General features: G+C 61.2%; 23 protein-coding genes and 2 pseudogenes. 16 read left to right on the top strand and 9 right to left on the bottom strand.

Features of this window, described 5'->3' with window-relative positions; all coding sequences use genetic code 11:
• The 5 genes from AB4N42_RS13585 (at window position 1) to AB4N42_RS13565 (ending at window position 5,649) form a co-directional block, all read left to right on the top strand.
• Window positions 1–855 carry a methyl-accepting chemotaxis protein gene (locus AB4N42_RS13585; RefSeq protein WP_431147495.1) on the top strand — a complete coding sequence of 285 codons (855 nt, stop codon included), beginning with the start codon at window positions 1–3 and terminating at the stop codon, window positions 853–855.
• Between the two features lie 232 nt (window positions 856–1,087).
• A complete protein-coding gene (locus AB4N42_RS13580) occupies window positions 1,088–1,996 on the top strand; it encodes a LysR substrate-binding domain-containing protein (protein ID WP_198796036.1) in 909 nt (302 codons plus the stop codon).
• A gap of 111 nt (window positions 1,997–2,107) precedes the next feature.
• Complete coding sequence (locus AB4N42_RS13575) at window positions 2,108–3,298, top strand: CaiB/BaiF CoA transferase family protein (RefSeq protein WP_030141840.1); 1,191 nt, start codon at window positions 2,108–2,110, stop codon at window positions 3,296–3,298.
• Window positions 3,295–4,230 (top strand): hydroxymethylglutaryl-CoA lyase, encoded by a 936-nt coding sequence (locus AB4N42_RS13570; RefSeq protein WP_030141841.1) that lies wholly within the window; start codon window positions 3,295–3,297, stop codon window positions 4,228–4,230. Before AB4N42_RS13575 ends, AB4N42_RS13570 begins: the two co-directional genes overlap by 4 nt.
• A gap of 84 nt (window positions 4,231–4,314) precedes the next feature.
• Window positions 4,315–5,649, top strand: a complete 1,335-nt coding sequence (locus tag AB4N42_RS13565) for an MFS transporter (RefSeq protein ID WP_460116308.1) — start codon at window positions 4,315–4,317, stop codon at window positions 5,647–5,649.
• Window positions 5,650–5,687: 38 nt separating this feature from the next.
• Here the strand turns inward: AB4N42_RS13565 and AB4N42_RS13560 are convergent, their stop codons facing one another.
• The 5 genes from AB4N42_RS13560 to AB4N42_RS13540 all read right to left on the bottom strand — a co-directional run bounded on the left by AB4N42_RS13560 (window position 5,688) and on the right by AB4N42_RS13540 (window position 9,691).
• On the bottom strand, window positions 5,688–6,551 hold the full coding sequence (locus tag AB4N42_RS13560; protein WP_030141843.1) for a DMT family transporter: 864 nt from the start codon (window positions 6,549–6,551) through the stop codon (window positions 5,688–5,690).
• Entirely contained in the window at window positions 6,544–6,810 is a 267-nt protein-coding gene (locus tag AB4N42_RS13555) for a ribbon-helix-helix protein, CopG family (protein WP_030141844.1), read from the bottom strand. The genes AB4N42_RS13560 and AB4N42_RS13555 overlap by 8 nt, the downstream gene beginning before the upstream one ends.
• Before the next feature lie 123 nt (window positions 6,811–6,933).
• Window positions 6,934–7,833, bottom strand: coding sequence for a glycine betaine ABC transporter substrate-binding protein (locus AB4N42_RS13550; RefSeq protein ID WP_030141845.1), 900 nt, complete (start codon window positions 7,831–7,833; stop codon window positions 6,934–6,936).
• Window positions 7,834–8,006: 173 nt separating this feature from the next.
• Complete coding sequence (locus AB4N42_RS13545; protein WP_460116307.1) at window positions 8,007–8,942, bottom strand: electron transfer flavoprotein subunit alpha/FixB family protein; 936 nt, start codon at window positions 8,940–8,942, stop codon at window positions 8,007–8,009.
• Window positions 8,942–9,691 carry an electron transfer flavoprotein subunit beta/FixA family protein gene (locus AB4N42_RS13540; protein ID WP_460116306.1) on the bottom strand — a complete coding sequence of 250 codons (750 nt, stop codon included), beginning with the start codon at window positions 9,689–9,691 and terminating at the stop codon, window positions 8,942–8,944. The genes AB4N42_RS13545 and AB4N42_RS13540 overlap by 1 nt, the downstream gene beginning before the upstream one ends.
• A gap of 207 nt (window positions 9,692–9,898) precedes the next feature.
• Here AB4N42_RS13540 and AB4N42_RS13535 point away from each other — a divergent pair, with 207 nt between their 5' ends.
• Together AB4N42_RS13535 and AB4N42_RS13530 are read left to right on the top strand one after the other, a co-directional pair.
• Complete coding sequence (locus tag AB4N42_RS13535) at window positions 9,899–11,935, top strand: NADH:flavin oxidoreductase (protein ID WP_198796032.1); 2,037 nt, start codon at window positions 9,899–9,901, stop codon at window positions 11,933–11,935.
• A gap of 193 nt (window positions 11,936–12,128) precedes the next feature.
• Window positions 12,129–12,512, top strand: a complete 384-nt coding sequence (locus tag AB4N42_RS13530) for a VOC family protein (RefSeq protein WP_030141849.1) — start codon at window positions 12,129–12,131, stop codon at window positions 12,510–12,512.
• Between the two features lie 373 nt (window positions 12,513–12,885).
• On the opposite strand, the pseudogene AB4N42_RS13525 reads toward AB4N42_RS13530, so the two are convergent.
• Together AB4N42_RS13525 and AB4N42_RS13520 are read right to left on the bottom strand one after the other, a co-directional pair.
• Window positions 12,886–13,672, bottom strand: a pseudogene (locus tag AB4N42_RS13525) (pyrroline-5-carboxylate reductase family protein).
• Window positions 13,669–14,370 carry a TetR/AcrR family transcriptional regulator gene (locus tag AB4N42_RS13520; RefSeq protein ID WP_460116305.1) on the bottom strand — a complete coding sequence of 234 codons (702 nt, stop codon included), beginning with the start codon at window positions 14,368–14,370 and terminating at the stop codon, window positions 13,669–13,671. The pseudogene AB4N42_RS13525 and the gene AB4N42_RS13520 overlap by 4 nt, the downstream one beginning before the upstream one ends.
• 225 nt (window positions 14,371–14,595) lie before the next feature.
• Here AB4N42_RS13520 and choW point away from each other — a divergent pair.
• The 7 genes and pseudogenes from choW to AB4N42_RS13485 all read left to right on the top strand — a co-directional run bounded on the left by choW (window position 14,596) and on the right by AB4N42_RS13485 (window position 20,683).
• A pseudogene (choW, locus tag AB4N42_RS13515) lies at window positions 14,596–15,445 on the top strand (choline ABC transporter permease subunit).
• Window positions 15,442–16,665: a choline ABC transporter ATP-binding protein gene (choV, locus tag AB4N42_RS13510; protein WP_217859920.1), complete on the top strand. Its 1,224-nt coding sequence runs from the start codon at window positions 15,442–15,444 to the stop codon at window positions 16,663–16,665. Before choW ends, choV begins: the two are co-directional and overlap by 4 nt.
• A 75-nt stretch (window positions 16,666–16,740) precedes the next feature.
• Window positions 16,741–17,994, top strand: a complete 1,254-nt coding sequence (locus AB4N42_RS13505) for an aromatic ring-hydroxylating oxygenase subunit alpha (protein WP_407683344.1) — start codon at window positions 16,741–16,743, stop codon at window positions 17,992–17,994.
• 9 nt (window positions 17,995–18,003) lie between these two features.
• Complete coding sequence (locus tag AB4N42_RS13500) at window positions 18,004–19,122, top strand: FAD-binding oxidoreductase (RefSeq protein WP_460116304.1); 1,119 nt, start codon at window positions 18,004–18,006, stop codon at window positions 19,120–19,122.
• An 87-nt stretch (window positions 19,123–19,209) separates the two neighbouring features.
• Window positions 19,210–20,124, top strand: a complete 915-nt coding sequence (locus tag AB4N42_RS13495) for a LysR substrate-binding domain-containing protein (RefSeq protein ID WP_460116303.1) — start codon at window positions 19,210–19,212, stop codon at window positions 20,122–20,124.
• A 111-nt stretch (window positions 20,125–20,235) separates the two neighbouring features.
• On the top strand, window positions 20,236–20,499 hold the full coding sequence (locus AB4N42_RS13490; protein WP_030142163.1) for a hypothetical protein: 264 nt from the start codon (window positions 20,236–20,238) through the stop codon (window positions 20,497–20,499).
• Between the two features lie 97 nt (window positions 20,500–20,596).
• Entirely contained in the window at window positions 20,597–20,683 is an 87-nt protein-coding gene (locus tag AB4N42_RS13485; protein WP_442087941.1) for a small membrane protein YohP, read from the top strand.
• A 25-nt stretch (window positions 20,684–20,708) separates the two neighbouring features.
• Here AB4N42_RS13485 and AB4N42_RS13480 read toward each other — a convergent pair whose 3' ends face one another.
• Window positions 20,709–21,290 carry a TetR/AcrR family transcriptional regulator gene (locus AB4N42_RS13480; protein WP_030142162.1) on the bottom strand — a complete coding sequence of 194 codons (582 nt, stop codon included), beginning with the start codon at window positions 21,288–21,290 and terminating at the stop codon, window positions 20,709–20,711.
• Window positions 21,291–21,436: 146 nt separating this feature from the next.
• On the opposite strand from AB4N42_RS13480, the gene AB4N42_RS13475 reads away from it, so the two are divergent.
• Window positions 21,437–22,531: an alkene reductase gene (locus tag AB4N42_RS13475; RefSeq protein ID WP_460116302.1), complete on the top strand. Its 1,095-nt coding sequence runs from the start codon at window positions 21,437–21,439 to the stop codon at window positions 22,529–22,531.
• A gap of 54 nt (window positions 22,532–22,585) precedes the next feature.
• Window positions 22,586–23,374: an SDR family NAD(P)-dependent oxidoreductase gene (locus AB4N42_RS13470; RefSeq protein WP_198796024.1), complete on the top strand. Its 789-nt coding sequence runs from the start codon at window positions 22,586–22,588 to the stop codon at window positions 23,372–23,374.
• A 49-nt stretch (window positions 23,375–23,423) separates the two neighbouring features.
• Here the strand turns inward: AB4N42_RS13470 and AB4N42_RS13465 are convergent, their stop codons facing one another.
• Window positions 23,424–23,819 carry a hypothetical protein gene (locus AB4N42_RS13465; RefSeq protein ID WP_460116301.1) on the bottom strand — a complete coding sequence of 132 codons (396 nt, stop codon included), beginning with the start codon at window positions 23,817–23,819 and terminating at the stop codon, window positions 23,424–23,426.
• Window positions 23,820–23,834: the final 15 nt, after the last annotated feature.

The following is a 23,834-nucleotide window of genomic DNA, read 5'->3' as shown; positions in this document are numbered from 1 at the left end:
ATGATCGCGCAGTTGGTACAACGCATCGGCAGCGCCTCCTCCGACCTGCAGAATGCCGCCGCCGATACCAGCGATGTGGCCCAGAACATGAACGAAGCCGCCGGGCGCCAGCGCCAGGCCGTGGAACTGGTGAGTACCGCGTTCAACGAAATGGTCGCCACCGCCAACGAAGTCGCCCGCTCCTGCAGCCAGGCCGCCGTCAGCGCGGACACGGGTTATCGCGACGTTCACGACGGCCAGCACCACATCGGCGAAGCCACCGGCAGCGTGTTGAAGCTGAGTGAAGAACTGCAGCAGTCGACCCAGACCATGCAGGCGCTGGAGCAGGACAGCAAGAACATCAACACGATCCTGGACACCATTCGCTCGATTGCCGAGCAGACCAACCTGCTCGCCCTCAACGCGGCCATCGAAGCCGCCCGTGCCGGTGACCAGGGCCGCGGCTTCGCCGTGGTGGCCGACGAGGTACGCGCCTTGGCGCGGCGTACCGCCGACTCCACCGGCGAGATCGACAGCCTGCTCGGCAACCTCGCCCGGCGCACCCAGGAAGTGACACACCAGATGCAGAACAGCCTGCAGGTGTCGCACACCAGCGTCGAGCGCATCCAGCAGGCCCGCGACAGCTTCGACAAGATCCGCACGTCGGTGGACTCGATTCGTGACCAGAACACCCAAATCGCCACCGCTGCAGAGCAACAGCACCAAGTGGCCGAAGACATCAACCGGCACATCGCGCAGATTCATTCCGATGCGCAGCTGGTCGAGGAATTCGCCCACACCGCACAGACCGGTTCGAGCCGTCTGACGGATATTTCCGGGCAGCTCAAGGGCTTGGTGGGACGCTTCAAGTTCTAAACCGGGCTTAGGTCCACTGAAGATCCAATGTGGGAGCGAGCCTGCTCGCGAAGACAGTGTCACAGTCGACGAAGCATATAGACTGTGCCGGCCTCTTCGCGAGCAAGCCCGCTCCCACAAAAGCCTTGCGGTTCCCTGTGTTTTTTGCCTGCTGAATATCCTGTGTCGGAACGAACTTGCTCACTCCCCCACAAGGTGCCAGAGTCAGCGCTCAACCAACAGGACAGGCTCCATGCTCCACAAGCAACTGATCAGACGCCTGGACCTCATCACGCTTCAGTTGTTCGTCGCCGTCCATGAAGAAGGCACCTTGACCCGCGCGGCATCGAGGGAAGCTATCGCGGTGTCGGCGGCCAGCAAGCGCTTGATGGAGCTTGAGGAAGTGCTGGGCGTCGCGCTGTTTTCCCGTACCGCAAAAGGCATGTCCCTGACCGCCGCCGGCGAAACACTGCTGCACCACGCGCGACGCATGCTGGCCGAGGTGGAAAAAGTCGGCATCGAAGTCGGTGAGCATCTGCAAGGGCTCAGGGGCTACGTGCGCATGCTTGCCAATCTCTCGGCCATCATCCAATTCCTGCCTGAAGACCTGCACAGCTTCGTGTCCACCCACCTGCGGGTGAAGGTCGATCTGGAGGAGCGCCCCAGCACCGGTGTGGTCGAAGGGATCATCGACGGTGTGGCCGACCTGGGCATCTGCACGATGGACAGTGACACCAAGGACCTGTTCAGCGTGCCTTACCGCCACGACCGCCTGGCCGTGGTCATGCGCCCTGACCATCCATTGGCCAACCGGGCCCAGGTGGCCTTTTCGGAAACCTTGCCCTACGACCATATCGGCCTGCACGCCGCGAGCTCGATCAACAGCCGCGTCCACGCCGCCGCCAACGCCCTCGGCGAATCCTTGCGCGTGCGCATCCATGTGCCGGGGTTCGACGCGGTGTGTCGGATGGTGCAGGCGAACATGGGCATCGGCGTCCTGCCATACAAAGCCTACGAATTGTTTGGGCAAGGCCTTGGATTGACGGTCGTGCCGCTCACCGATGACTGGTCCCATCGAACGCTGTTGCTGGTGGTGCGCGACCGCGATGCCCTGTCCCCCGTGAGCCGGTTGTTGTTCGACCATCTTCAGCTCAGCGAGTGATCCAACGCCGCGTTCGCGAAACGCGAACGCCCCTTTCCAACACAAGGTTGGAATCCGCCTCGGGTCAGCCTCTAGTCTTGGCACAAATTCCAAGAAACACGAGGCTGCACCATGACTGCTCTTAGCGGAATCCGCGTCATCGAGATCGGGACACTCATCGCCGCCCCTTTTGCCGCGCGCTTGATGGCTGAATTTGGTGCCGAGGTGATCAAGATCGAAAGCCTTGGCCAAGGCGACCCACTTCGCAAGTGGCGAAAGCTGCATGAAGGCACCTCGCTCTGGTGGTACCTGCAGTCACGCAACAAAAAATCCCTGGCACTCAATCTCAAATCCGCCGAAGGCATCGCGATCGTCAAGCAACTGGCCGAAAGCGCCGATGTGCTGATCGAGAATCTTCGCCCTGGTGCATTGGAAAAACTCGGGCTGGGTTGGGACGTGCTGCATGCGCTCAATCCCAAGCTGACCCTCGTTCGGATCTCCGGTTATGGGCAGACCGGCCCTTACCGCGACCGCCCGGGATTCGGTGCGATTGGCGAGGCCATGGGCGGGGTTCGCTACACCACCGGCGACCCGCAATCGCCGCCCGCGCGCATGGGCGTCAGCCTTGGCGATTCGCTGGCCTCGATGCATGCGGTCATGGGCGCGCTGATGTCGTTGTTGCGGGTCAAGACCGGCCAGGGCGACGGCCAGGTCGTCGACGTTTCCCTCGTCGAAAGCGTGTTCAACGTGATGGAAAGCCTCGTGCCGGAATACGCCATGCTCGGCCATGTCCGCGAACGCAGCGGCGGCGCCTTGCCGGGCATCGCGCCGTCCAATACCTACCCGACGGCGGACGGTGGCTACGTCGTCATCGCCGGCAACAGCGACCCCATCTTCAAGCGCCTGATGATCGCCATTGGGCGACCCGACCTGGGTGAAAATCCGGCATTCGCCCATAACGACGGACGGGTCGCGGAATGCGAACAGCTCGATCGCGCTATCAGCGAGTGGAGCATCAGGCTGCCAATCGATGCGGTCCTCGACACGCTGGAAAAAGCCGAGGTGCCGGCGGGGCGAATCTACTCCGTGGAGGACATCGTCAGCGACCCGCACTACCAGGCGCGCGACATGATCCTGGATGCGCAGCTTCCGGGCGGCGCCGCCGTAAAGATGCCCGGGATTGTCCCCAAGCTGTCGGCCACACCGGGCACCGTCAATTGGCAAGGGCCGAGCCTCGGCCAGCATACCCAAGCGGTACTGGGCGAATTGGGCCTGGACGAAAGCGCCATCCAACGCCTGAAGAATGAGGGGGTCGTGCAATGATCACCGACTACTCGCAACGCCTTATCGTCCAGGAAGTCTCGCCCCGGGATGGCCTGCAGATCGAGCCGACCTGGGTCGAAACGGCGGACAAGGTCCAACTTATCGATCAGCTGTCCCTGGCCGGCTTCACGCGAATTGAAGCAGGATCCTTTGTGTCGCCCAAGGCCATTCCCGCGCTGCGCGATGGCGAGCAAGTGTTCCAGGGCATCGCGCGACGCCCCGGGGTCATTTATGTCGCGCTGATCCCCAACCTCAAGGGCGCACAACGGGCGCTCCATGCCGAGGCCGACGAACTGAACCTGGTGTTGTCAGCGAGCCAGAGCCACAACCTGGCCAACATGCGCATGACCCGCGAGCAGTCCCTGGCCGCCTTCGCCGACGTGGTTTCGCTGGTGAGTAACAGCGGCGTCAGCCTCAACGGCTCGGTAGCGACGACCTTTGGCTGCCCGTTCGAAGGGCCGGTCGATGAAGACGTGGTGATGCGCCTGGTCGATGCCTACCAAACGTTCGGCATGCAGGGTGTGACCTTGGCCGATACCACCGGCATGGCCAACCCACGCCAGGTCTACCGACTGGTGCGTCGGGTGCTGGAACGACTTCCCGCCAGTGCCTTGACGTTGCACTTCCACAACACCCGAGGCCTGGGCCTGTGCAACGTGCTGGCAGCCTACGAGGCCGGGGCCCGGCGTTTCGACGCCTCGCTCGGTGGACTGGGAGGCTGTCCTTTCGCCCCGGGCGCCTCAGGAAATATCTGCACCGAAGACCTGGTGAATCTCTGCGAAGAAATCGGCATCGACACCGGAATCGACCTGCCCCACTTGCTGAAACTGTCCCGCACCCTGCCCTCGCTTCTCGGGCACGAGATGCCAGGACAAGTGGCCAAGGCGGGACGAAATCGTGACCTTCATCCGCTGCCTCCTGGCATCGATTGACACACAACGAGGCGACTCGGGTCGCCAGCCAGACAACAAAAACAAAAGAGTTCCCCTAGGGAAACTCGCCTGGAGAAAAAACTCATGTCCGTATCCGTAACCTCACAGGGCGACGGCGTCGCCACCGTGGCCAACGATGAAAAAGCCTTGATCGCCAAAGTGGCATGGCGCCTGATGCCCTTGATCATGGTCTGCTATCTGTTCGCGTTCTTCGACCGCATCAACATCAGCTTCGCCAAGTTCCAACTGCAAGCCGACTTGAGCCTGAGTGATACCGCCTACGGCCTGGGCGCCGGACTGTTCGTGGTCGGCTACGTCCTGTTCGAAGTGCCCAGCAACATGATGCTCTACAAGGTTGGCGCGCGGCGCTGGATCGCTCGCATCATGATGTCCTGGGGTATCGCGACGGCGCTGATGGTATTCGTCACCGCCGAGTGGCAGTTCTACGTGCTGCGCTTCATCATCGGAGCCATGGAAGCAGGCTTCGCCCCCGGTGTGCTGTACTACCTCACCCTGTGGTTTCCACAGAACTACCGCGGGCGCATCACCTCCACGCTGTTCTTGGCGTCTGCGTTTGCCGGGTTGATCGGCGCACCGGTCTCCGGCCTCGTCCTGGGTCATATGGACGGCGTCCTGCAGATGCGCGGCTGGCACTGGCTGTTCCTGCTGGGTGGCATTCCCTGCGTGGGCCTGGGCCTGGTCGTGCTGTTCACCCTCAAGGACCGCGTCACGGACGCCAAATGGCTGACCGATGCCGAGAAAACCTACCTGGCCAGCCGGATCGCCAGCCAGGAACCCCACAAGCATGGCGGCTCATTGATGACGGCGCTGAAATTGCCGGGCTTCCTGATGCTGGGCCTGATCTACTTCCTCATCCAGGTCGCCTCGTACGGGCTCAATTTCTGGGCGCCGCAACTCATTCGCAGCGCCGGCACCGAAAGCCCGACCATCATTGGCCTGCTCACCGCGGCGCCTTATGTCTGCGGCGCCATCAGCATGATTGTGATCGGGCGCTGGTCCGACGCCACCGGGGAGCGGCGCAAATTCGTCTGCGGCCTGGTGCTTGCCGGCGCGATCGGTTTCTTCAGCGCGGGCATCTTTGCGAGCCACACGCTGCTGCTGACCATTTCCCTGGCGTTGCTCGGCAGCGGCATCATCGCCTCGATCCCGGCCTTCTGGGCGCTTCCTCCCAAGCTGCTCGCAGGTGCAGGAGCCGGCGCGGCGGGAGGGATCGCGCTGATCAACACACTGGGGCAGTTCGGCGGGATCGTCAGCCCGGTGATGGTGGGCTACATCAAGGACATGTCCGGCAGCACCACGCCAGCGCTGTATGTCATCGGCGGCACCTGCATCCTGGCCGGGGCCTTGCTGATGTGGGGCTTGCCGCAGTCGTTGAGGACGCTGGACAAGAATCAATAGCGACCTTACGAGCCATGGACGGCTCGCCCACCCGTTCGCTACCCTTTTGCCTTGATCGCATACATCCCGCCGGCAATCACCAGACAGGCGCCCACGACGGTCCAGGTGTCGGGTAGCTCGCCGAAGACCAACAGGCCGATCAGCGTGGCGAACACCAGAAGAGAATAGTTGAACGGCTGGAGTGTGGCCGCCGTTGCAACCTTCAGTGCCTGGAGCAATAACAGCTGGGCCACCACGCCGGTCATGGACAGCACTGCTATCAGGCCCCATTGCGCCGGGCTCGGTGATACCCAGCCTGGAAGGCCCAACATGGTGATCGCTACCGCGCCGAAAAAACCCATGTGAAGCATATTCGTGGCGAACGAGTCCTGCCGGCTGATACGTCGGGTCAGCACACTGAAAATCGCGAAACCCAACGCAGACAACAACGGAATCAGCGCTGCCAGTTCGAAGACGCCGGAGCCTGGACGAAGGATAACCAGCGTCCCCGTGAAGCCAATGGCGGCGGCAATCCATCGACGCACACCAATGAACTCGCCCAGGAACGCCCCTGCCAATGCCAACGTCATCAAGGGGAACACCGCATACAGCGCATGCATTTCCGCCAGCCCCAGATAGCGCAGCCCCAGTCCAAACAGTGCGCTTTCACCGACCCCGATGAGCGCACGAATGACCTGCTGGCAAGGATGGTGGCTTCGATACGCAGTCCGCAGGCTGCCCTGATAGACGCTGTAACCGACAGCAAAAGCCAGGAACACCCAATAGCGCACCATGACCAGTTGTGCGATCGGGAGGTCTTTGACCAGTACTTTGGTGACGCCATCCTGGGCTGCGAAAATCAGCATGGACAGAAGGCACAGGGCGATCCCTAACCGAGGGCGGGGGGTGTCATGATCATGCACCGCGCGCACCTGGGACGGTATCTTCAAGCAGGCTGCTCTCTGTGCGGCGCCTCGCAATGCTATGGCGCAACCGATCCCGTTCCAGCGCTTCGGCGGCTACGAGTGCTTCAACGCCGGCCCCGGCTTCGACTTGTTCAATGAAGTTCAAAATCGCCTTTTTCATGAACCAGTGCGAGGTCCGGTCCAACCTGGCCGATGCCGACTTCAACCTGGCGCGTGTCTCCTCATCCAACTTGATACCCAGCGTTGTCACGGTCATCGCTCAGCCTCTGAATGGAACAACCCCCTGCCCTGCTACACCTGCGACAGGACACAGCAGACAGTGCCCTCGGCTCTCGACCAAGGGCACCGGACTGCAACAGCTATCGGATAGCAACGACGATTACTGGGCTGGCGTCGCAGAAGCCGTCTGGCTGCCAAACATCGCTTCGAAACGCGGCTTGTTGGTTGCGTAATATTCCGCAACCACTTTGTCCGCCGTGCTGTCACGGGCATCCGCCATCAACTTCTCGAGGTCAGCCTTGGGGATCTTGAAGTTGGCGAAGAAGCGCGCCACGTCAGGGTGCTCCGCGCTGAATCCTTTGCGTGCGACGGCGTGGATCTGCTCGGCACCACCGAAGATCTGCTTCGGATCATCGAGGTAGCGCAGCGGCCATTTGGCGAACATCCAGTGCGGACTCCAGGCGTTGACCAACGACCATTTGTCGCGCTTGATGTTGCGATCCAGCTCGCTCAGCATCCCGGACTCCGACGAAGCCACCATCTTGTAGCCGTCGAGCTTGTATTCCTTGATGGCCTTTTCCGTCAGCTTGTACTGACCGTTGCCCACTTCCGATGTGAGGATCTTGCCACCGAGTTTTTCCCGCACTTCAGGCTTGTTGAGGTCCTCGACACTGGCGATCTCGCTGGTGGGAATGGAAGTGGGCACCGCCATGCCGATCCGGCCTTCGTACAGCACGCCGAGGTCTTCGAGCCTGTCCTTGTATTTGTCATAGAAGGACTTGTGGGTGCTGGGCAGCCAGACCATCGGGATCAAGTCGATATTGCCGTTAGCCAGCGCCTGGAACTGGATGCCGATGTCGGCCAGCACCAACTTGACCGGTTGCTTGAGGTGATCCTGCAACGCGGTGTTCGCCAGTTTCACCGCGATTTCCGTGTCCGACCAGTTCACCCAGCCGATACGGATGGGCGCGGGCTCCTCGGCTTGGACGATCAGGCTGCTGCAGGCTAAAGCAAGGCCTGCAAACCAGCCGATTAAAGTTTTACTGGGTAACGTCATCATGTGCATCTCCGCAGACTGTATTAATAGTTATTGGCAGGGCAGCAGAAGCATTCATTTTCCCATCACGACCGCACGCGGCCATCCGGTGGGTTCTAGTTATGAAAATCACGGGGACTAAAGTTTTTCGGCCCTCCTCCGCCCTCTGGCGTTTCCAACCGCAATGACCGGCTCATTCACAACGCCTTCTCGAGTGCCGGCAAAGCCTCGAACAAATCCGCCACCAACAGGTAATCCGCCACCTGGGCAATCGGCGCCTCGGCGTCCTGGTTGATCGCAACGATCACTTTGGAACCGCTCATGCCCGCCAGGTGCTGAATGGCGCCGCTGATGCCCGCCGCGATGTAAAGCTCTGGCGCGACGATTTTTCCCGTCTGCCCAACCTGCAGGTCATTGGGGGCGAACCCTGAATCCACGGCTGCGCGGGAGGCACCCACCGCGCCACCGAGCTTGTCCGCCACGCGTTCGATCAAGGCAAAATTGTCTTTGGCCTGCATCCCCCGGCCGCCGGACACCACGACGCGGGCGCTCGACAGATCGGGCCTTGCACTGGTTGTCAGTTGTTCACTGACAAAGCGGGCGTGGGTTGAGCTTTGGCCGCCCTCCACCGCGATGACTTCGCAGGGGTTGTCCTGTGTCAGCGCTTGGGCAAACGCCGAGGCGCGAACGGTGAGCAGCTTGATTGGATCGAGGGATTGAAACGTGGCGATCGCGTTGCCGGCATAGATGGGACGCTGGAAAGTGTCCGCCGAAACGATAGCGGTAACGTCGGAAAGCATGCCGACATCCAGGCTGGCCGCGACCCGCGGCAACAGGTTGCGACCCATGCTGCTGGCGTCAGCGAAAACGTGCGTATAACCCTCGCAGACCAACGACGTGATCAGCGGCTGGGTATTTTCGGCCAGTGTTTTCTCGAACCGCGCATCTTGTGCGAGCAGGACTCGGTCCAGGCCTTGGACGAGCGCAGCTTGGCGCGCCACTTCCGGCGCATCCGCTCCACCCAAGACCAGCAAATCCGTCTCGCCCCCCAGCGCCAGGGCGGCGGTCACGGCGCTGCGTGTACCTGCCGTCAGTTGACCGGCACTGTGCTCGGCGATCACTAAACTGCGCATCAAATCACCCCCGCCACGTTTTTCAGTTTATCCACCAGCTCAGTCACCGAAGCGACCGTGATGCCTGCCTTGCGCACCGGCGGTGGGACCACGCCCAACAATCGAGCGTGTTCCTTCACGCTCGCGCCCAAGGTGTTGGCGGCAATGATTTCCAATGGTTTTTTCTTGGCTTTCATGATGTTCGGCAACGACGCGTAGCGCGGTTGGTTCAGGCGCAAATCACAGGTCACCACGGCGGGCACCGTGAGGGCGACGACCTGGCTGCCGCCGTCGACTTCACGCTCGACGACCCATTGCCCGTCGACATGATTGACCGCCGAGGCGTAAGTGGCCTGACCGCAGCCGATCAACTGCGCCACCATTTGCCCGACCTGATTGTTCTCCTGGTCAATCGCCTGCTTGCCGAACAGGATCAGTTGCGGCTTTTCCTGATCGATCACCTTGCTCAAGTACTTGGCGACGTTGAGCGGCTCAAGGACCGCGCTCGTCTCCACCAGAAGTGCTCGATCCGCGCCCAGCGCCAATGCGGTGCGCAATTGTTCCTGCGCCGCAGGACTGCCCACCGAGACCACCACGACCTCGGACGCCAGCCCCTTCTCCTTGAGGCGGATTGCCTCCTCCACTGCGATCTCGCAGAACGGGTTCAAGGCCATTTTCACGCCGTTGAGCTCGACGTCCGAACCGTCAGCCTTTACCCGGACTTTCACATTCGGGTCGATGGCGCGCTTTACCGCAACGAGCACTTTCATGATTCCTCGCATCCCCCTCGCACTCTGGATCGACGCGGGCGACCGGCTACACGTGCCGGATCACCCCTGTTTCGACTGGATGGTAATCCTGGTTTTTCCACGACGCAAGAAAAATGTACACCAGTGTCTCAATCGTTGACACACATGAACATTGCACATACCGTTATGTCAAAACCAAGCCTGATGTTCTGTTCCCGGAGCAACACCATGTCCAGTGATCCTCTGCTGCAGCCCTACAAAATCAAGCATCTGACGCTCAAGAATCGGATCATGACCACCTCTCATGAACCGGCGTATCCCGTCGATGGCATGCCGAAGGACTTGTACCGTGCCTATCACGTCGAGCGGGCCAAGGCTGGCGTGGCGTTGACCATGACCGCCGGCTCCGCCGCCGTTTCCCGGGACAGCCCGCCAGTGTTCAACAACGTGCTGGCGTACAAGGACGAAGTGGTCAAATGGATGAAGGACCTGACCGACGAGTGCCACGAGCACGGCGCGGCGGTGATGATCCAACTGACCCACCTGGGCCGGCGCACGCGCTGGGACAAGGCAGACTGGCTGCCGGTCGTCTCGCCGTCCCATCGTCGCGAAGCATCCCACCGGGCCTTCCCGAAAAAGATGGAAGACTGGGACATCGACCGGATCATCAAGGATTACGTGGATGCCGCCGAACGCATGAAGGCTGCCGGCCTTGATGGCCTGGAGCTGCAGGCCTACGGGCATCTCATGGATCAATTCTGGTCGCCACTGACCAACGATCTCGACGGGCCCTACGGCGGCTCGCTGGAAAACCGCATGCGCTTCACCTTCGATGTGTTGCGCGGTATCCGCCAGCGTTGCGGCGAGGATTTCCTGCTGGGGGTGCGCTACACCGGCGACGAAGACTTGCCAGGGGGCTTCGGTGCCAGCGACGGCATCCGGATTTCCCACATGCTCAAGGACAGCGGCCTGGTGGATTTCCTCAACGTCGTGCGCGGGCATATCGATACCGATGCCGGCCTCACCGACGTGATCCCGATCCAGGGCATGCGCAACTCACCGCACCTGGATTTTGCCGGCGAGATTCGCTCGGCCACCGGTTTCCCGACGTTCCATGCGGCGAAGATCCCGGACGTCGCCACCGCGCGACACGCCATCGCCTCGGGCAAGGTGGACATGATCGGCATGACCCGCGCCCACATGACCGACCCGCACATCGTGCGCAAGATCATCGAGAAGCGTGAAGAAGACATCCGTCCCTGCGTTGGCGCCAACTATTGCCTGGATCGCATCTACCAGGGCGGCGCCGCGTACTGCATCCACAACGCCGCCACCGGGCGCGAAACCACCATGCCCCACGACATTCCCAAGGCGTCGGTCAAGCGCAAGGTCGTGGTGATCGGCACCGGCCCGGCGGGGCTGGAAGCGGCAAGGGTAGCCGGTGAACGCGGCCATGACGTCACGGTGTTCGAAGTGGCCGACCAGCCAGGCGGGCAGATCCGCCTGACCGCGCAGAGCGAGCGTCGCCGCGAGATGATCAGCATCATCGACTGGCGCATGGCGCAGTGCGAACGACTGGGCGTGAAGTTCCAATTCAACACCTGGGCCGAAGCCGAGACAGTCCTGGCCCAGGAGCCGGACGTGGTGATCGTCGCCACGGGCGGCCTGCCCCACACCGAGGTGCTCAAGCAAGGCAACGAACTGGTGGTTTCGACCTGGGACATCATTTCCGGCGACGTCAAACCCGGCCAGAACGTGCTGATCTTCGACGACGCCGGCGACCACGCGGCGCTACAGGCGGCCGAGGTGATCGCCAACAGCGGTGCGAAACTGGAGATCGTCACGCCCGACCGATCGTTCGCGCCGGAAGTGATGGCCATGAACCTCGTGCCATACATGCGCAGCCTGCAAGACCTGAACGTCACCTTCACCGTCACCTATCGGGTCGATTCCGTGGAGAAGCGCGACGGCCAGTTGGTTGCCAGCTTCGGCAGCGATTACGGCCAGGTGCACAAGCAGCGCGTGGTCGATCAGGTGGTGGTCAACCACGGCACCCTGCCCCTGGATGACCTGTACTTCGAACTGCGCCCGCATTCGAAAAACGACGGCGCGGTTGAACAACACGATCTGATTGCAGGGAAAACCCAGAACATCGTGACCAACCCCGAGGGCCGCTTCCAACTGTTCCGCATCGGTGACGCGGTGTCGGCGCGTAATACCCATGCCGCGATCTACGATGCGCTGCGGCTGGTCAAGGACATCTGAAGGCGCAGCCCGATAAGGATCGAGCAACGTTCGCCCTGAATAAGAAATGCGCTCAATCCGTGGCGAGGGAGCTTGCTCCCGCTGGGCTGCGCAGCAGACCTGTTATGAGCGCTTCGCACTCAAGCGGGAGCAAGCTCCCTCGCCACGGGTTATCCCGTCCGTAAACCTCTACAACCAACAGAAAGGAAATGAAATGTCCGTTTTTACCCATGTCACCGTCGGCACCAACAACCTGGCAAACGCTCGCGCATTCTATGACGCTACCTTGAAGGAAATCGGCCTGAAGCGCGTTGCCGACCTTGATGAGGCCGGCTCCATCTGGGGCGTCGACAAGCCTTCGTTCTTTGTACTGAACCCGGCCAACGGCAACCCGGCGTCCATCGGCAACGGCGTCACCGTGAGTTTCGAAGCGCCGGACCGGGCGGCGGTCCATGCCTTCCATAGCGCCGCGCTGGCGAACGGCGGCGTGTGCGAGGGGCTGCCGGGCTCTCGCGGCTGGGCGGAAAATGCCTACGCGGCTTATGCCCGGGACCTGGATGGGAACAAGCTGGCGGTGTATTGCTTCAAGGCTGAGTAATGAGATGTAGCTTGCTCGCAAAAGCGGTGGGTCAGTGACAGGGATGTTGGATCGGCTAACGCCTTCGCGAGCAGGCTCGCTCCCACAAGGGGATTGAGTTGCATACGATGTTTGTGGTGGATAAAGAGCCCAATGTGGGAGCGAGCCTGCTCGCAAAAGCGGTGGGTCAGTCACAGGGATGTTGGATCGGCTGTCGTCATCGCGAGCAAGCTCGCTCCCACAAGGGGATTGAGTTGCATACGATGTTTGTGGTGGATAAAGAGCCCAATGTGGGAGCGAGCCTGCTCGCGAAAGCGGTGGGTCAGTGACGGGGATATTGGATTGGCTGACGCCTTCGCGAGCAAGCCCGCTCCCACAAGTTCCATGCAGTGGATCAGCCTTGGAGCCCTTTGCGTGCGACTGCGGCGCCGGCTTGCAACGCCCTTCCCACCTGCGCCTCGAAATGCCCCTGGGTCATTGACTGCAAGGCGGCGGCCGTCACGCCGCGATAGGCGACCAGGGCATCGATCATCTGCTGGGCATCACGACTGACGAGCAACTGGCTGCTGTCGACCACGACATTTTTCGCGGCAAGCAGGGCAATCTCGGCTGGAATGCCGGCCGCCATTGCCTGATTCGCCAACGCCGTCATCAACAAGGCAGGAAAGGCCGGACCGGTGCCCGACAGCGCGCAGAGGTAATCAATGAAATCTTCCTGCTGGACCTCGGCAGCCGTGCCCACGCATTCGAACAAGCGCTGAACCAGGCTTTTCGTCGTCGGCTCTGCCACGCCAGCGCAATACCACGGCGTAAAGGATTGCCCGATCTCCACCGCCGCGTTGGGCATCGCCCGTACGACCCTTGAAGCCGAGGTCTGCGCGGCAATCGCCTGCGCCGTGATTCCGGCCATCAGTGAAATGACCGTCTTGCCCATCGCGTCGAGGGTCAGGTTGGCGAACTGCTCGGGTCGTACCGCGATGACGATGACGTCGCTGCGGTCCACCAGTGCCTGGTTGTCGGTGACCAGGCAAACGCCTTGCTGCGCCAGTGGATGTGCCCCGGAGCGATTGGAGAGGATCAGATTACCCGCTCGGCAACAAGGCCTTCGCCAGCACGGCCTTGGCAATCGCCCCACCCAGCCAGCCCGTACCGCCAATGATGCCCAGCGTCGGCTCGGTCATTTTTCAGCCGTCTCTTCAAAAGTTTCCACCAGCGGCACAAAGACCCCAGGCTCTTTTTCGGCATAGCCGAATTTGCCATAGAAACGATCCAGCTCGCGCTGCTTGGGCACCTTGCCGGTGAAGATGCTCACGTACTGGGGGATGCGCTGGAAACGCACGGTGATCAGCTCGCTGGTGTTCATGGTGATGTAGCCGATCTGCGTCAGATAGATCGTCCGGGCTCGCGCGTCGGCCCCTTGGCTGTCGTAGCCAAAGCGCTTGAACATGCTCGCCAGCGCGCCCATTCGCTGCTCGTCGACAACGGCAACTTCTTGCGCGACCTCTGCGGACTGGAGCGCCCAACTGCGCACCGCGAATTCAAACTGCGAGTCGAACAGTTGTGGGTTGAGCCAGCATTCGAAGACATTCAGGATCGCCTCGGAGATGCTCTCGGCGTAGCTTTCGCTTTGCCGGATCAACCCGCCGGTGTTGGTCTCGCGCCAGCGCGACAGCAGGGCCGCCAGCAACTGTTCGCGATCCTCGAAGAACCAATAGAAGCTGGTGCGTGACAAACCCAGGCGCTTGGCCAACGGCATGACCCGGACCGCATCGATGCCGGACTCCTTCAAGGCCTCGTAGGCCGCTTCCAGCCACCCTTCGGGCGACCCCCGCCAACCCGCGTCCTGGGCCTTGCCACGTGCCTTCCCTACCTGGGGCATCTTGCATCCACCTTATTGAACATACGTAATGCGAATGTACTCGGATGCCCGCTAAATGTACACCTAAGTACATTTGATCGACTCACCGCCTCTTATTCCCCCGAGAGCGCAAAAAAAATTGATGAGAAAAAGTCATGAACGGCTGATTTTAAATGGTTTGTCAGCGTGGCAGGCCCGGGACGAGTATCTGCTCCAGGCAAACCAAAACAACAACGAGCCGCCTCTATGTGGACTACGCAAGAAAAACTTCCATTGGGCGAGCACATCGCCCGGTACGTCGAGTGGCTGACCCAGCATGGCGCTGATGTATTCGACGCCATATCGTCGTCGCTCTCCGAAATCATCAGCCTCTTCACCAGCGCCCTGCTCTGGTTCAATCCGTTGGCCTTGATAGGGCTGCTGGCGCTGCTCGCCTTCTACATTCAACGCAAGGTGAGCCTGACGCTGTTCGTCGCGCTGTCGTTCCTGCTGATTCTCAACCTGGGCTACTGGCAGGAAACCATGGAGACCCTGGCCCAGGTGACATTCGCCACGCTGGTGTGCGTGATCGTCGGCGTGCCGCTGGGGATCGTCGCGGCGCATCGCCCCTGGTTCTACGCAGCCTTGCGACCGGTGCTCGACCTGATGCAGACCGTGCCCACCTTCGTCTACCTGATCCCGACCTTGACGCTGTTCGGCCTCGGCGTCGTTCCGGGGTTGATCTCCACGGTGGTCTTCGCGATCGCCGCGCCGATTCGCCTTACGTACCTGGGCGTGCGTGACGTCCCGCAAGAATTGATGGACAGCCGGCAAGGCGTTCGGTTGCTCGCGTCGCCAGTTGTTGGCCCGCATCGAACTGCCCCATGCGATGCCGAGCATCGCCGCCGGCATCACCCAATGCATCATGTTGTCGCTGTCGATGGTGGTCATCGCCGCGCTGGTTGGCGCGGACGGCTTGGGCAAACCTGTCGTCAATGCGTTGAACACGGCTGATATCGCCATGGGCTTCGAAGCAGGCCTGGCGATCGTGCTCCTGGCGATCATCCTCGACCGCATTTGCAAACAGCGCGAAACCGTAAGACGAGGTGACGCATGAGCATCATTCGTTTCGAAGACGTCGACGTCATTTTCGCCCATCGTCCCAAGGCCGCGCTGGACCTGCTGGATCAAGGTTTTTCCCGGTCGGACATTCTGCAGAAGACCGGCCTGATCGTCGGCGTGGAAAAGGCCAACCTGGAAATCAACAAAGGCGAAATCTGCGTATTGATGGGCTTGTCGGGTTCCGGCAAGTCCAGCCTGCTGCGCTGCATCAACGGCTTGAACACGGTGAGCCGCGGCAAGCTCTTCGTCGAACACGAAGGTCGGCAGATCGACATTGCCGCCTGCACCCCAGCCGAGTTGAAAATGATGCGCACCCAGCGCATCGCCATGGTCTTCCAGAAGTTCGCCCTGATGCCCTGGCTGACGGTGCGCGAGAACATCGGTTTCGGTTTGGAGATGCAGGGTCGCCCAGAGAAGGAGCGGCGCAGACTGGTCGACGAAAAGCTCGAACTGGTGGGCTTGACCCAGTGGCGCAACAAGAAGCCGGACGAATTGTCCGGCGGCATGCAGCAGCGCGTGGGGCTGGCCCGCGCCCTGGCGATGGACGCAGACATTCTGCTGATGGACGAGCCGTTCTCGGCCCTCGATCCGCTGATTCGCCAAGGGTTGCAGGACGAATTGCTCGATCTGCAGCGCAAGTTGCACAAGACCATTGTGTTCGTCAGCCATGACCTGGACGAAGCCCTCAAGCTGGGGACGCGGATCGCGATCATGAAGGACGGCAAGATCATTCAGTACAGCAAGCCCGAAGAAATCGTGCTCAACCCGGCCGACGACTACGTGCGCAACTTCGTCGCCCACACCAACCCGCTGAATGTGCTGTGCGCGAAAAGCTTGATGACTCCGCTGGACCGGTGCGTCTTCGCCCAAGATGAATACTGCCTGGATACGGTACAGAACCTCTGGATGGCACTGGATCAGTCCCGAGGACTGGCCAGCATCCGACGAGGCGCAACCGCCCTGCCGACGCAACGCTGGGAGGATGGCAAGGCCCTCGGGACCTTGCGCCGCCAAGTCACACTGGTAGCGCCGGAAACCAGCATGCGAGTCGCCTTGGGGATCCGTTATGAAACAGGTCATCCATTGCTCATAGTCGACGATGCCCAAACCGTCCTGGGCGTATTGGGCGACGTGGAACTGTACCGGGCGTTGCTCGGCCATGACCTGTCGCGCCCGGTCTTACCCGAGCCATTGCCGGAGCCTTCGGTGGCTTGAACAAACGACACCCATTTTTCCTGCTGCACTGCTTGCCCGCCAACCACCGATCATTTGCCTTGAGTGAGATCGACGATGAACCCTACCTTGAAAACCCATCGTGAACTGCTGGCCGATCGCGCCCCCGGCCATGGCATGCCCGGCGGTCTGTTCGGCCGCCAGGATATTTTTGAAACCGACGTCGATGTCTTTTTTACCAAACACTGGATCCTGGTCGGGGTCACCAGCGACGTTGCCGAACCCGGCGATGTCTCCACGATCGACATCGGCAAATCCTCGATCATCCTGGTGCGCGATGACGACGAGCATGTGCAGGCCTTCCGCAACGTCTGCCGCCACCGTGGGGCGCGCCTGAAACAGGCCGGCAAATCGACGGTGGGCATGCTGGTCTGCCCTTATCACCAATGGACGTACGACCTCGATGGCAGCCTCAAACATGCCGCGCACATGGGCAAGGACTTCGACCCGGGGTGCAAGAGCCTGATCCCTGTCCATACGCGCGTGGTCGGCACCCATGTTTTCGTCTGCCTGGGTGACGAGCCGCCAGAAGACATCCTGTACCTGGACCAACTCATGACGCCGCGTTTCGCTCAATATGACCTTGCCCATTCCAAGATCGCCTACGAGTCGGAGATCATCGAGAACGGCAATTGGAAACTGGTGATCGAGAACAACCGCGAGTGTTATCACTGCGCCGCCACCCACCCCGAACTGACGGCGTCGTTCCTGCCGGAGGATTTCGGCTTCTGCACCGATGGGCTGGGAGAGGACTCGCTCCAGGCGCTGCAGGAGTACCACCAGCGCAACGCCAATACCAAGCAGGACTGGGAGCGCGAAGGCTACCTGTGTGACGCCGTCGAGCATCTGGGCGAGGACGCGGTGACTCAGTTCCGCTCCCAGCGCCTGGTCATCGCGGGCAACGGCGAATCCCAGACCCTCGATACCCGCGTGGCCTGCACCCGGCTGTTTGGCGACCTCACGCGCCGCGACCTGGGCGACATGCACTTGTGGACCCATAACTCATGGACCCACATCATGAGCGATCATGCGATCGTCTCGTACATCATCCCGCTGGCGCCCGATAGAACCCTGGTGCGCACCAAATGGCTGGTGCACGCCGACGCCGTCGAAGGCGTGGACTACGCGTTGGACAAGCTGACCGAAGTCTGGGCGGCGACCAACCTCCAGGACGCCAGCCTCGTCGGCATCACCCACAGCGGCACCCAGGACCCGGCCTACACGCCCGGACCGTTCTCGGCGTTTACCGAAACCTATGTCGACCAGTTCTCGCGCTGGTACGCGGCGCGTCTGGCCGCCCACGGCGTGTGAGGGATGAACATGACGATTTACGAAAAGCTGACGCGCCCTGAACGTTTTACCGATCCGACGACCTGGGGAGCGTTTGGCGCGCAATGGCACAGCGGCGAGCAGAAGACCTTGCAGTGTTGCGCCGTGCGACAGGAAACCCATGATGTAAAAACGTTCACTTTCCAATGCGCGGACTTCAGCGCGTTGAGTTTCGAGCCGGGCCAGTTCATTACCCTGTCGCTCGTCATCAATGGGCAGGCCATTGCTCGGTGCTACACCCTGTCGTCTTCACCGACTCGCCCGTTCGCTTTTTCGATCACCGTCAAACGCGTGCCCGGAGGCGTGGTGTCGAACTGGCTGCATGACCATCTCAAGCCTGGAGACAACCTCAAGGCGTCCGGGCCGGCGGGCAGCTTCACGCCGGTTGGTCATCCAGCGGCAAAACTGTTGTACCTCTCCGCCGGTTCCGGCGTGACCCCGTTGATGTCGATGACCCACGCCGCCTGCGACATGGCTGCCAACCTGGACATTGTTTTCGTGCACAGCGCTCGCACGCCGGCGGATATCATTTTCCACGGCGAGTTGACGCGAATGCAGGCCGATATGCCGGGACTGCGGGTCATCGATATTTGTGAAGGGCTTGGCGACGCCAGCCACTGGCAACAGCCGATGGGTCGTCTCGATTTGCCTTTGTTGAGCCAACACGTCCCGGACTTCAAGGAGCGAGAAATCTTTACCTGTGGCCCCCAGGGTTACATGGAAGCGGTCAAGGCGTTGCTCAGGGAAGCGTCGTTCGATTTCGGCCACTATCATCAGGAAAGCTTCGATATCGCGGTGCTGAATGAGGAACCGTTGATCGAGCAAGCCGCTCCATTGGATCAACAGGACATCTTCACGGTCACGCTGGCACGTTCGGGCAAGACCTTCAGCATGCCCGGCCACCAGACCGTGCTGAGCGCAGCCAAAAAGGCCGGTGCGATTGTGCCTTCATCCTGCAGCCAGGGCGTTTGCGGCACCTGCAAGACCGCCCTGCTGGAAGGCACCGTGGACATGAACCACAACGGCGGCATCCGGCAACGGGAGATCGACAAGGGCCTGCGTTTGCTGTGTTGCAGCAAGCCGACGTCCAACCTGGTGATCGATCTCTAGCCGTCATGCCGGATTAGGTAGTCACTGCGCGCAGGCTTCTGCACAATCGCCCTGCGCTTGAAACCAACAAGACAGTGACCCAGCCCGATGAAACTGCAACCGTTGCCGCCGCTCAACAGCCTGGTAGCGTTCGAAGCCGCCGCACGCCACCTGAGTTTCACCGTGGCGGCCCGCGAACTGAACGTCACCCAGGGCGCTGTCAGCCGCCAGATACGCCTGCTCGAGGATTACCTGGGCACAGCGCTGTTTGTCCGCACGACCCGTGAGATCAACCTCACCGCGACAGGCAGCCAGTACTACGAAAGTGTTCGCGATACGCTGCAACAGATCGCCCGCGCCACGGCTGGCGTGCGTCATTGGCAAGGCGCGCAGCAAGTCACGGTGGTCACCAGCACGGCGATGGCATCGCTGTGGTTGCTGCCGTTGGTTTCGGAGTTCCAGCGTCAGCACGAGGAGATCGACCTGCGCATCATCGCGACCGATCAAGTCGAGGATTTCTCCCGCCTCGACTGCGACCTGGCGCTGTACTACTGCAGCACACCCCCCAAGAACATGAAGGTCACTGCGCTGTTCAATGAAGAAATTTTTCCGGTGTGCAGCCCGGCCTACCTGTCTCAGCATCCCGAGGCGGGCAACCTTGAACAACTCGGCGCCTGTACCTGGCTGTGGCTCGAGGACCAGCATCGGGACTGGATTGGCTGGAAGGAATGGTTCCAGCGCCTGGGCCATCCAGCGCCAGAACCTCGTCGACGCATCAACATCAACAACTACTCGATGCTGATCCAGTCGGCGCTGGCGGGCCAGGGAATCGCCCTGGCCTGGACGCGGTTGCTCGGCGACCACCTACAGACCGGCAATCTCGTGCGCCCGATATCCGCCATCTTGTGCACCGATGCGCAATTCTGCTTGTTGGAGCCCCTGGGCCAGGTGCCGAACCGGCAAAGCGTCAACCGCTTCCGCGAATGGTTGATGGCGCACCTGGCACAGACAGAGGATGCCTGACCCGTGGAACCTCGAACCCGTTTATCAATCAGCTTCAAAAATCAGCATTCACGGCCGATAACCAGAAAAGAGCCCAGTGATTGGGTGGTGGGAATACGGCGGGAACCGGTGATGACAGACATATATCTGCTGATAGCGAGCGGAACTGACCAGAGCGATGCCTACGTCCTGGGTTGGTTCGATGATCGAAACAAAGCCAGGGAAGCGGCCGAGCAGAAGGAATGGGAAGCTTATCGCGCCAGCCTGAAAGCGGAACATCCTTGGTCCAGCCAAAAACCGTTGGCGCCGGACAAGACCGAGTATCGGCGCTATTGGATCAAGACCGTTTCGAAGTTCGAACATGTGTCCGTGCCGAGGTCCCTGGCGGTTCACTGAGCGGCGCCCAGGCTTTTTACCCATCGCGCAAATTTAACGAACTGTGCGCTCTCGCCAAGGGTCTAGAAAATTAAGCCCATCCGATGAGAGCGTTCCTATGTTGAAATTTCTTGGTGGTACCGTTGGGATCATTTTCCTGATCGGCCTGATCGTGGTCATTGCCCTGTTCAAGTTCATCTTCTGATCCCCCACAGCGGTAGCGCAATGCGCTACCGCTGGTTTTCCTCGGGGTCGGAGGCTGGCAAGGACGCCAGGATCTGATCACGGCAAACTTCAAGGATTTCGTCTGCCAACGGCGAATCATCCGGGCAAGCGCGCGAGAGCATGACCGCGCCGATGGCATGGGCGAGCAAGTTGATCATCTTTGCCCGTCCACCTTCTCCTGTGGGCTCGAACTTTTCCTCAAGGGTAGCCAGCGTGCCTTCCACCCCATTGGCAAACGTGGCCTTGACCTCATCGGACTGACGCGCCGCGTCGCCACACAACGCCGCCATCGTGCAGCCGTTGCCCCGAGCGTCGCGGTGCTCCCGCGAGACATACATGGCAAAGAACCCAGCGACATCCAGGTCGCTGGCGCTGGTCAATGAGCGCGAAAGACTGTCCGCAGCGGCTTCGGCCATCAGGTCGGCCTTCGAACCGAAATGCTTGTAGAAACCGCCGTGGGTGAAGCCGGCCGCGGCCATCAAGTCCGCCACGCCTATCCCGTCAAAACCTCGCTCGCGAAACAACACGGACGCCGTCTCGACGATGTGTTCCCGGTTTGCCTGTGCCTGGGCCTTGGTGACTCTCATGTTCGTTTACCTCGTACCACTCCGATCAAGTCTTCATCATACATAGATGCCAACCGTAATCAAATTCGTTGACAGTTTAGATTTCGATCATCATCCTAAGCGCAAGCCGCACCCACCGCTCATCTACTGGCACGGAAACGAGAGACATGACCGATCAGATGCTGTTTACCCCCTATACCCTGGGCTCCCTCACCCTCGCCAACCGAGTCGTGCTGGCGCCGCTGACGCGTAACCGCGCAGGCAAAGGCTTCGTTCCCAGTGAATTCGCGGCGACCTATTACAGCCAGCGCGCATCGGCAGGCTTGCTGATTGCCGAGGCCACGCAGATCTCGCAGCAGGGACAGGGTTATCAGGACACGCCCGGCATCTACACCCAGGCGCAGATCGCCGGCTGGCGCGAAGTGACCGATGCGGTCCACGCCAAGGGCAGTCGGATATTCCTGCAACTGTGGCACGTCGGGCGCGTGTCCCACGTGGCCCTGCAGGAAAACGGCGCCGCCCCGGTAGCGCCTTCCGCCCTGCGCCCCGCCACCAAGGTGTTCGTCAATAACAGCTTCGAGGATGTGTCCGAACCGCGAGCGCTCGACGTGAGCGAGTTGCCGGGAATCGTCAATGATTTCCGCCAAGCGGCTGCCAATGCCATCGCCGCCGGGTTCGATGGCGTGGAGATCCACGGTGCGAACGGCTATCTGCTCGATCAGTTCATCAAGGACGGCGCCAACATACGTACCGATGCCTACGGTGGCTCGATTGAAAACCGCGCCCGCCTGCTGCTGGAAGTGACCGCCGCCGTCGTGAGCAAGATCGGTGCCGGACGCACCGGCCTGCGCATCTCGCCGGTCTCGCCCGCCAACGGCGTGTCCAGCAGCGCACCGCAGGCGCAGTTCGACTACATCGTCGATCAGCTCAACACCCTGGACATCGCCTACCTGCACGTCGTCGAAGGCGCGACCGCCGGGCCGCGTGATGTGGCGCCGTTCGATTTCGCCGGCTTGCGCCAGCGCTTCAACAACACCTACATCGCCAACAACGGCTACGACCTGGACCTGGCCACTTCGCAGCTCCTGGAAGACAAGGCCGACTTGATCGCCTTTGGCCGCCCGTTCATTGCCAATCCAGACCTGGTGGAACGCCTGAAAAGCGCCGTCCCTTTGGCTGCCCTCAACCCCGCGACCCTCTATGGCGGCGGCGCCGAAGGCTACATCGACTACCCGACGTTCGCCGAGGCGAATGCCCAATAGCGCCGAAAAAAATCACGCAGTTGATCGCCCCCCAATCCTGAAGAGACTGACACCATGACCACTCGCACAACCGTTCTCATCACCGGCGCTTCCACCGGTATCGGCGCCGTCTATGCCAAGCGCTTCGCCCAGCGCGGCCATGATCTGGTGCTGGTTGCCCGCGACAGCACGCGGCTAGAAGCACTGGCGACTGAACTGCGCAACGAACACACCGTGACCGTTGACGTGCTCCAGGCCGACCTGACCCAAATCGGCGACCTGCACAAAGTTGAAACCCGCCTGCGCGATGACGACCGCATCGGCATCCTGATCAACAACGCAGGCGCCGCCCAGTCCGGCAGCTTCATCGAACAGACCACCGACAGCGTCGCGCACCTGGTTTCACTCAACACCACCGCGCTGGTCCGGCTCGCCAGCGCCATCGCCCCACGCCTGGCAAACGCCGGCGACGGAGCGATCATCAACATCGGCTCGGTGGTTGGCCTCGCACCGGAATTCGGCATGTCGGTCTACGGGGCGACCAAGGCTTTCGTACTGTTCCTGTCCCAAGGGCTCAGCCTCGAACTGACCCCAAAAGGCGTCTACGTCCAAGCCGTCCTGCCGGCGGCGACCCGGACCGAAATCTGGGAACGCGCCGGCATCGACATCAATACCTTGAACGAGATCATGGAAGTGGGCGACCTGGTCGATGCCGCACTGGTCGGCTTCGACCGTCGCGAACCGGTGACCATCCCGCCGCTGCAGGACGGTGCGCGCTGGGATGCGTTGCAGGGGGCACGGCAGGGATTGTTGTCCGAAATCAAGCAATCGGCGGTTGCCGAGCGCTATAAAACCCAGGCCTGAACTGGGCAAGCGATGGCGAAGGTTCTACCTTCGCCATCGCTTGCGGTGATTATTGGGCGTCTTCCGCCGCCGCTTCGTCCGCATCCTCCGGTGGCGCCCCATAAGGCTTGCCAATCTCGACCCGGTCAGCCTTTACCCAACCGGTATAGTCCTCACCGTCCTTGGCGATGAAATTCACTTCCAGCCATGATTCGTCTTCCAGGCTGGAGTAAATGGTGAGGGAGTCGCCGGGTATGACGAAAATCTTCTTGTTGGCACAGGCTTCATCCGGTGCCTCATGGAAATGCAGGCGCCCGGTGCCGATGACCTTGCCTTGCACCGAAGGATGAAACTCAGGCACTGTCCCCGAGAGTTTTTCCGCCAGGGCCGAGCAGTTAACCTTAACGGCGGCCTGGCTCAGGCTGCTGAACAGGCATAGGCACAACAGGCTGGCGCGCAGATACATTCGCGGATTCCGTCT

The organism is Pseudomonas sp. H2_D02 (assembly GCF_054677635.1).
This window is presented reverse-complemented; position numbering and strand designations above follow the sequence as displayed.

Excerpts from the sequence above, each read along its gene's own strand:
- AB4N42_RS13540 (WP_460116306.1), bottom strand. The coding sequence starts at position 9,691 with ATGAAAGTGCTCGTTGCGGTAAAGCGCGCCATCGACCCGAATGTGAAA.
- AB4N42_RS13485 (WP_442087941.1), top strand. The coding sequence starts at position 20,597 with ATGTTGAAATTTCTTGGTGGTACCGTTGGGATCATTTTCCTGATCGGC.
- AB4N42_RS13475 (WP_460116302.1), top strand. The coding sequence starts at position 21,437 with ATGACCGATCAGATGCTGTTTACCCCCTATACCCTGGGCTCCCTCACC.
- AB4N42_RS13480 (WP_030142162.1), bottom strand. The coding sequence starts at position 21,290 with ATGAGAGTCACCAAGGCCCAGGCACAGGCAAACCGGGAACACATCGTC.
- AB4N42_RS13575 (WP_030141840.1), top strand. The coding sequence starts at position 2,108 with ATGACTGCTCTTAGCGGAATCCGCGTCATCGAGATCGGGACACTCATC.
- AB4N42_RS13500 (WP_460116304.1), top strand. The coding sequence starts at position 18,004 with ATGACGATTTACGAAAAGCTGACGCGCCCTGAACGTTTTACCGATCCG.
- AB4N42_RS13555 (WP_030141844.1), bottom strand. The coding sequence starts at position 6,810 with ATGACCGTGACAACGCTGGGTATCAAGTTGGATGAGGAGACACGCGCC.
- AB4N42_RS13465 (WP_460116301.1), bottom strand. The coding sequence starts at position 23,819 with ATGTATCTGCGCGCCAGCCTGTTGTGCCTATGCCTGTTCAGCAGCCTG.
- AB4N42_RS13550 (WP_030141845.1), bottom strand. The coding sequence starts at position 7,833 with ATGATGACGTTACCCAGTAAAACTTTAATCGGCTGGTTTGCAGGCCTT.
- AB4N42_RS13535 (WP_198796032.1), top strand. The coding sequence starts at position 9,899 with ATGTCCAGTGATCCTCTGCTGCAGCCCTACAAAATCAAGCATCTGACG.
- AB4N42_RS13520 (WP_460116305.1), bottom strand. The coding sequence starts at position 14,370 with ATGCCCCAGGTAGGGAAGGCACGTGGCAAGGCCCAGGACGCGGGTTGG.
- AB4N42_RS13470 (WP_198796024.1), top strand. The coding sequence starts at position 22,586 with ATGACCACTCGCACAACCGTTCTCATCACCGGCGCTTCCACCGGTATC.
- AB4N42_RS13530 (WP_030141849.1), top strand. The coding sequence starts at position 12,129 with ATGTCCGTTTTTACCCATGTCACCGTCGGCACCAACAACCTGGCAAAC.
- AB4N42_RS13585 (WP_431147495.1), top strand. The coding sequence starts at position 1 with ATGATCGCGCAGTTGGTACAACGCATCGGCAGCGCCTCCTCCGACCTG.
- AB4N42_RS13490 (WP_030142163.1), top strand. The coding sequence starts at position 20,236 with ATGACAGACATATATCTGCTGATAGCGAGCGGAACTGACCAGAGCGAT.
- AB4N42_RS13505 (WP_407683344.1), top strand. The coding sequence starts at position 16,741 with ATGAACCCTACCTTGAAAACCCATCGTGAACTGCTGGCCGATCGCGCC.
- AB4N42_RS13570 (WP_030141841.1), top strand. The coding sequence starts at position 3,295 with ATGATCACCGACTACTCGCAACGCCTTATCGTCCAGGAAGTCTCGCCC.
- AB4N42_RS13565 (WP_460116308.1), top strand. The coding sequence starts at position 4,315 with ATGTCCGTATCCGTAACCTCACAGGGCGACGGCGTCGCCACCGTGGCC.
- AB4N42_RS13580 (WP_198796036.1), top strand. The coding sequence starts at position 1,088 with ATGCTCCACAAGCAACTGATCAGACGCCTGGACCTCATCACGCTTCAG.
- choV (WP_217859920.1), top strand. The coding sequence starts at position 15,442 with ATGAGCATCATTCGTTTCGAAGACGTCGACGTCATTTTCGCCCATCGT.
- AB4N42_RS13495 (WP_460116303.1), top strand. The coding sequence starts at position 19,210 with ATGAAACTGCAACCGTTGCCGCCGCTCAACAGCCTGGTAGCGTTCGAA.
- AB4N42_RS13545 (WP_460116307.1), bottom strand. The coding sequence starts at position 8,942 with ATGCGCAGTTTAGTGATCGCCGAGCACAGTGCCGGTCAACTGACGGCA.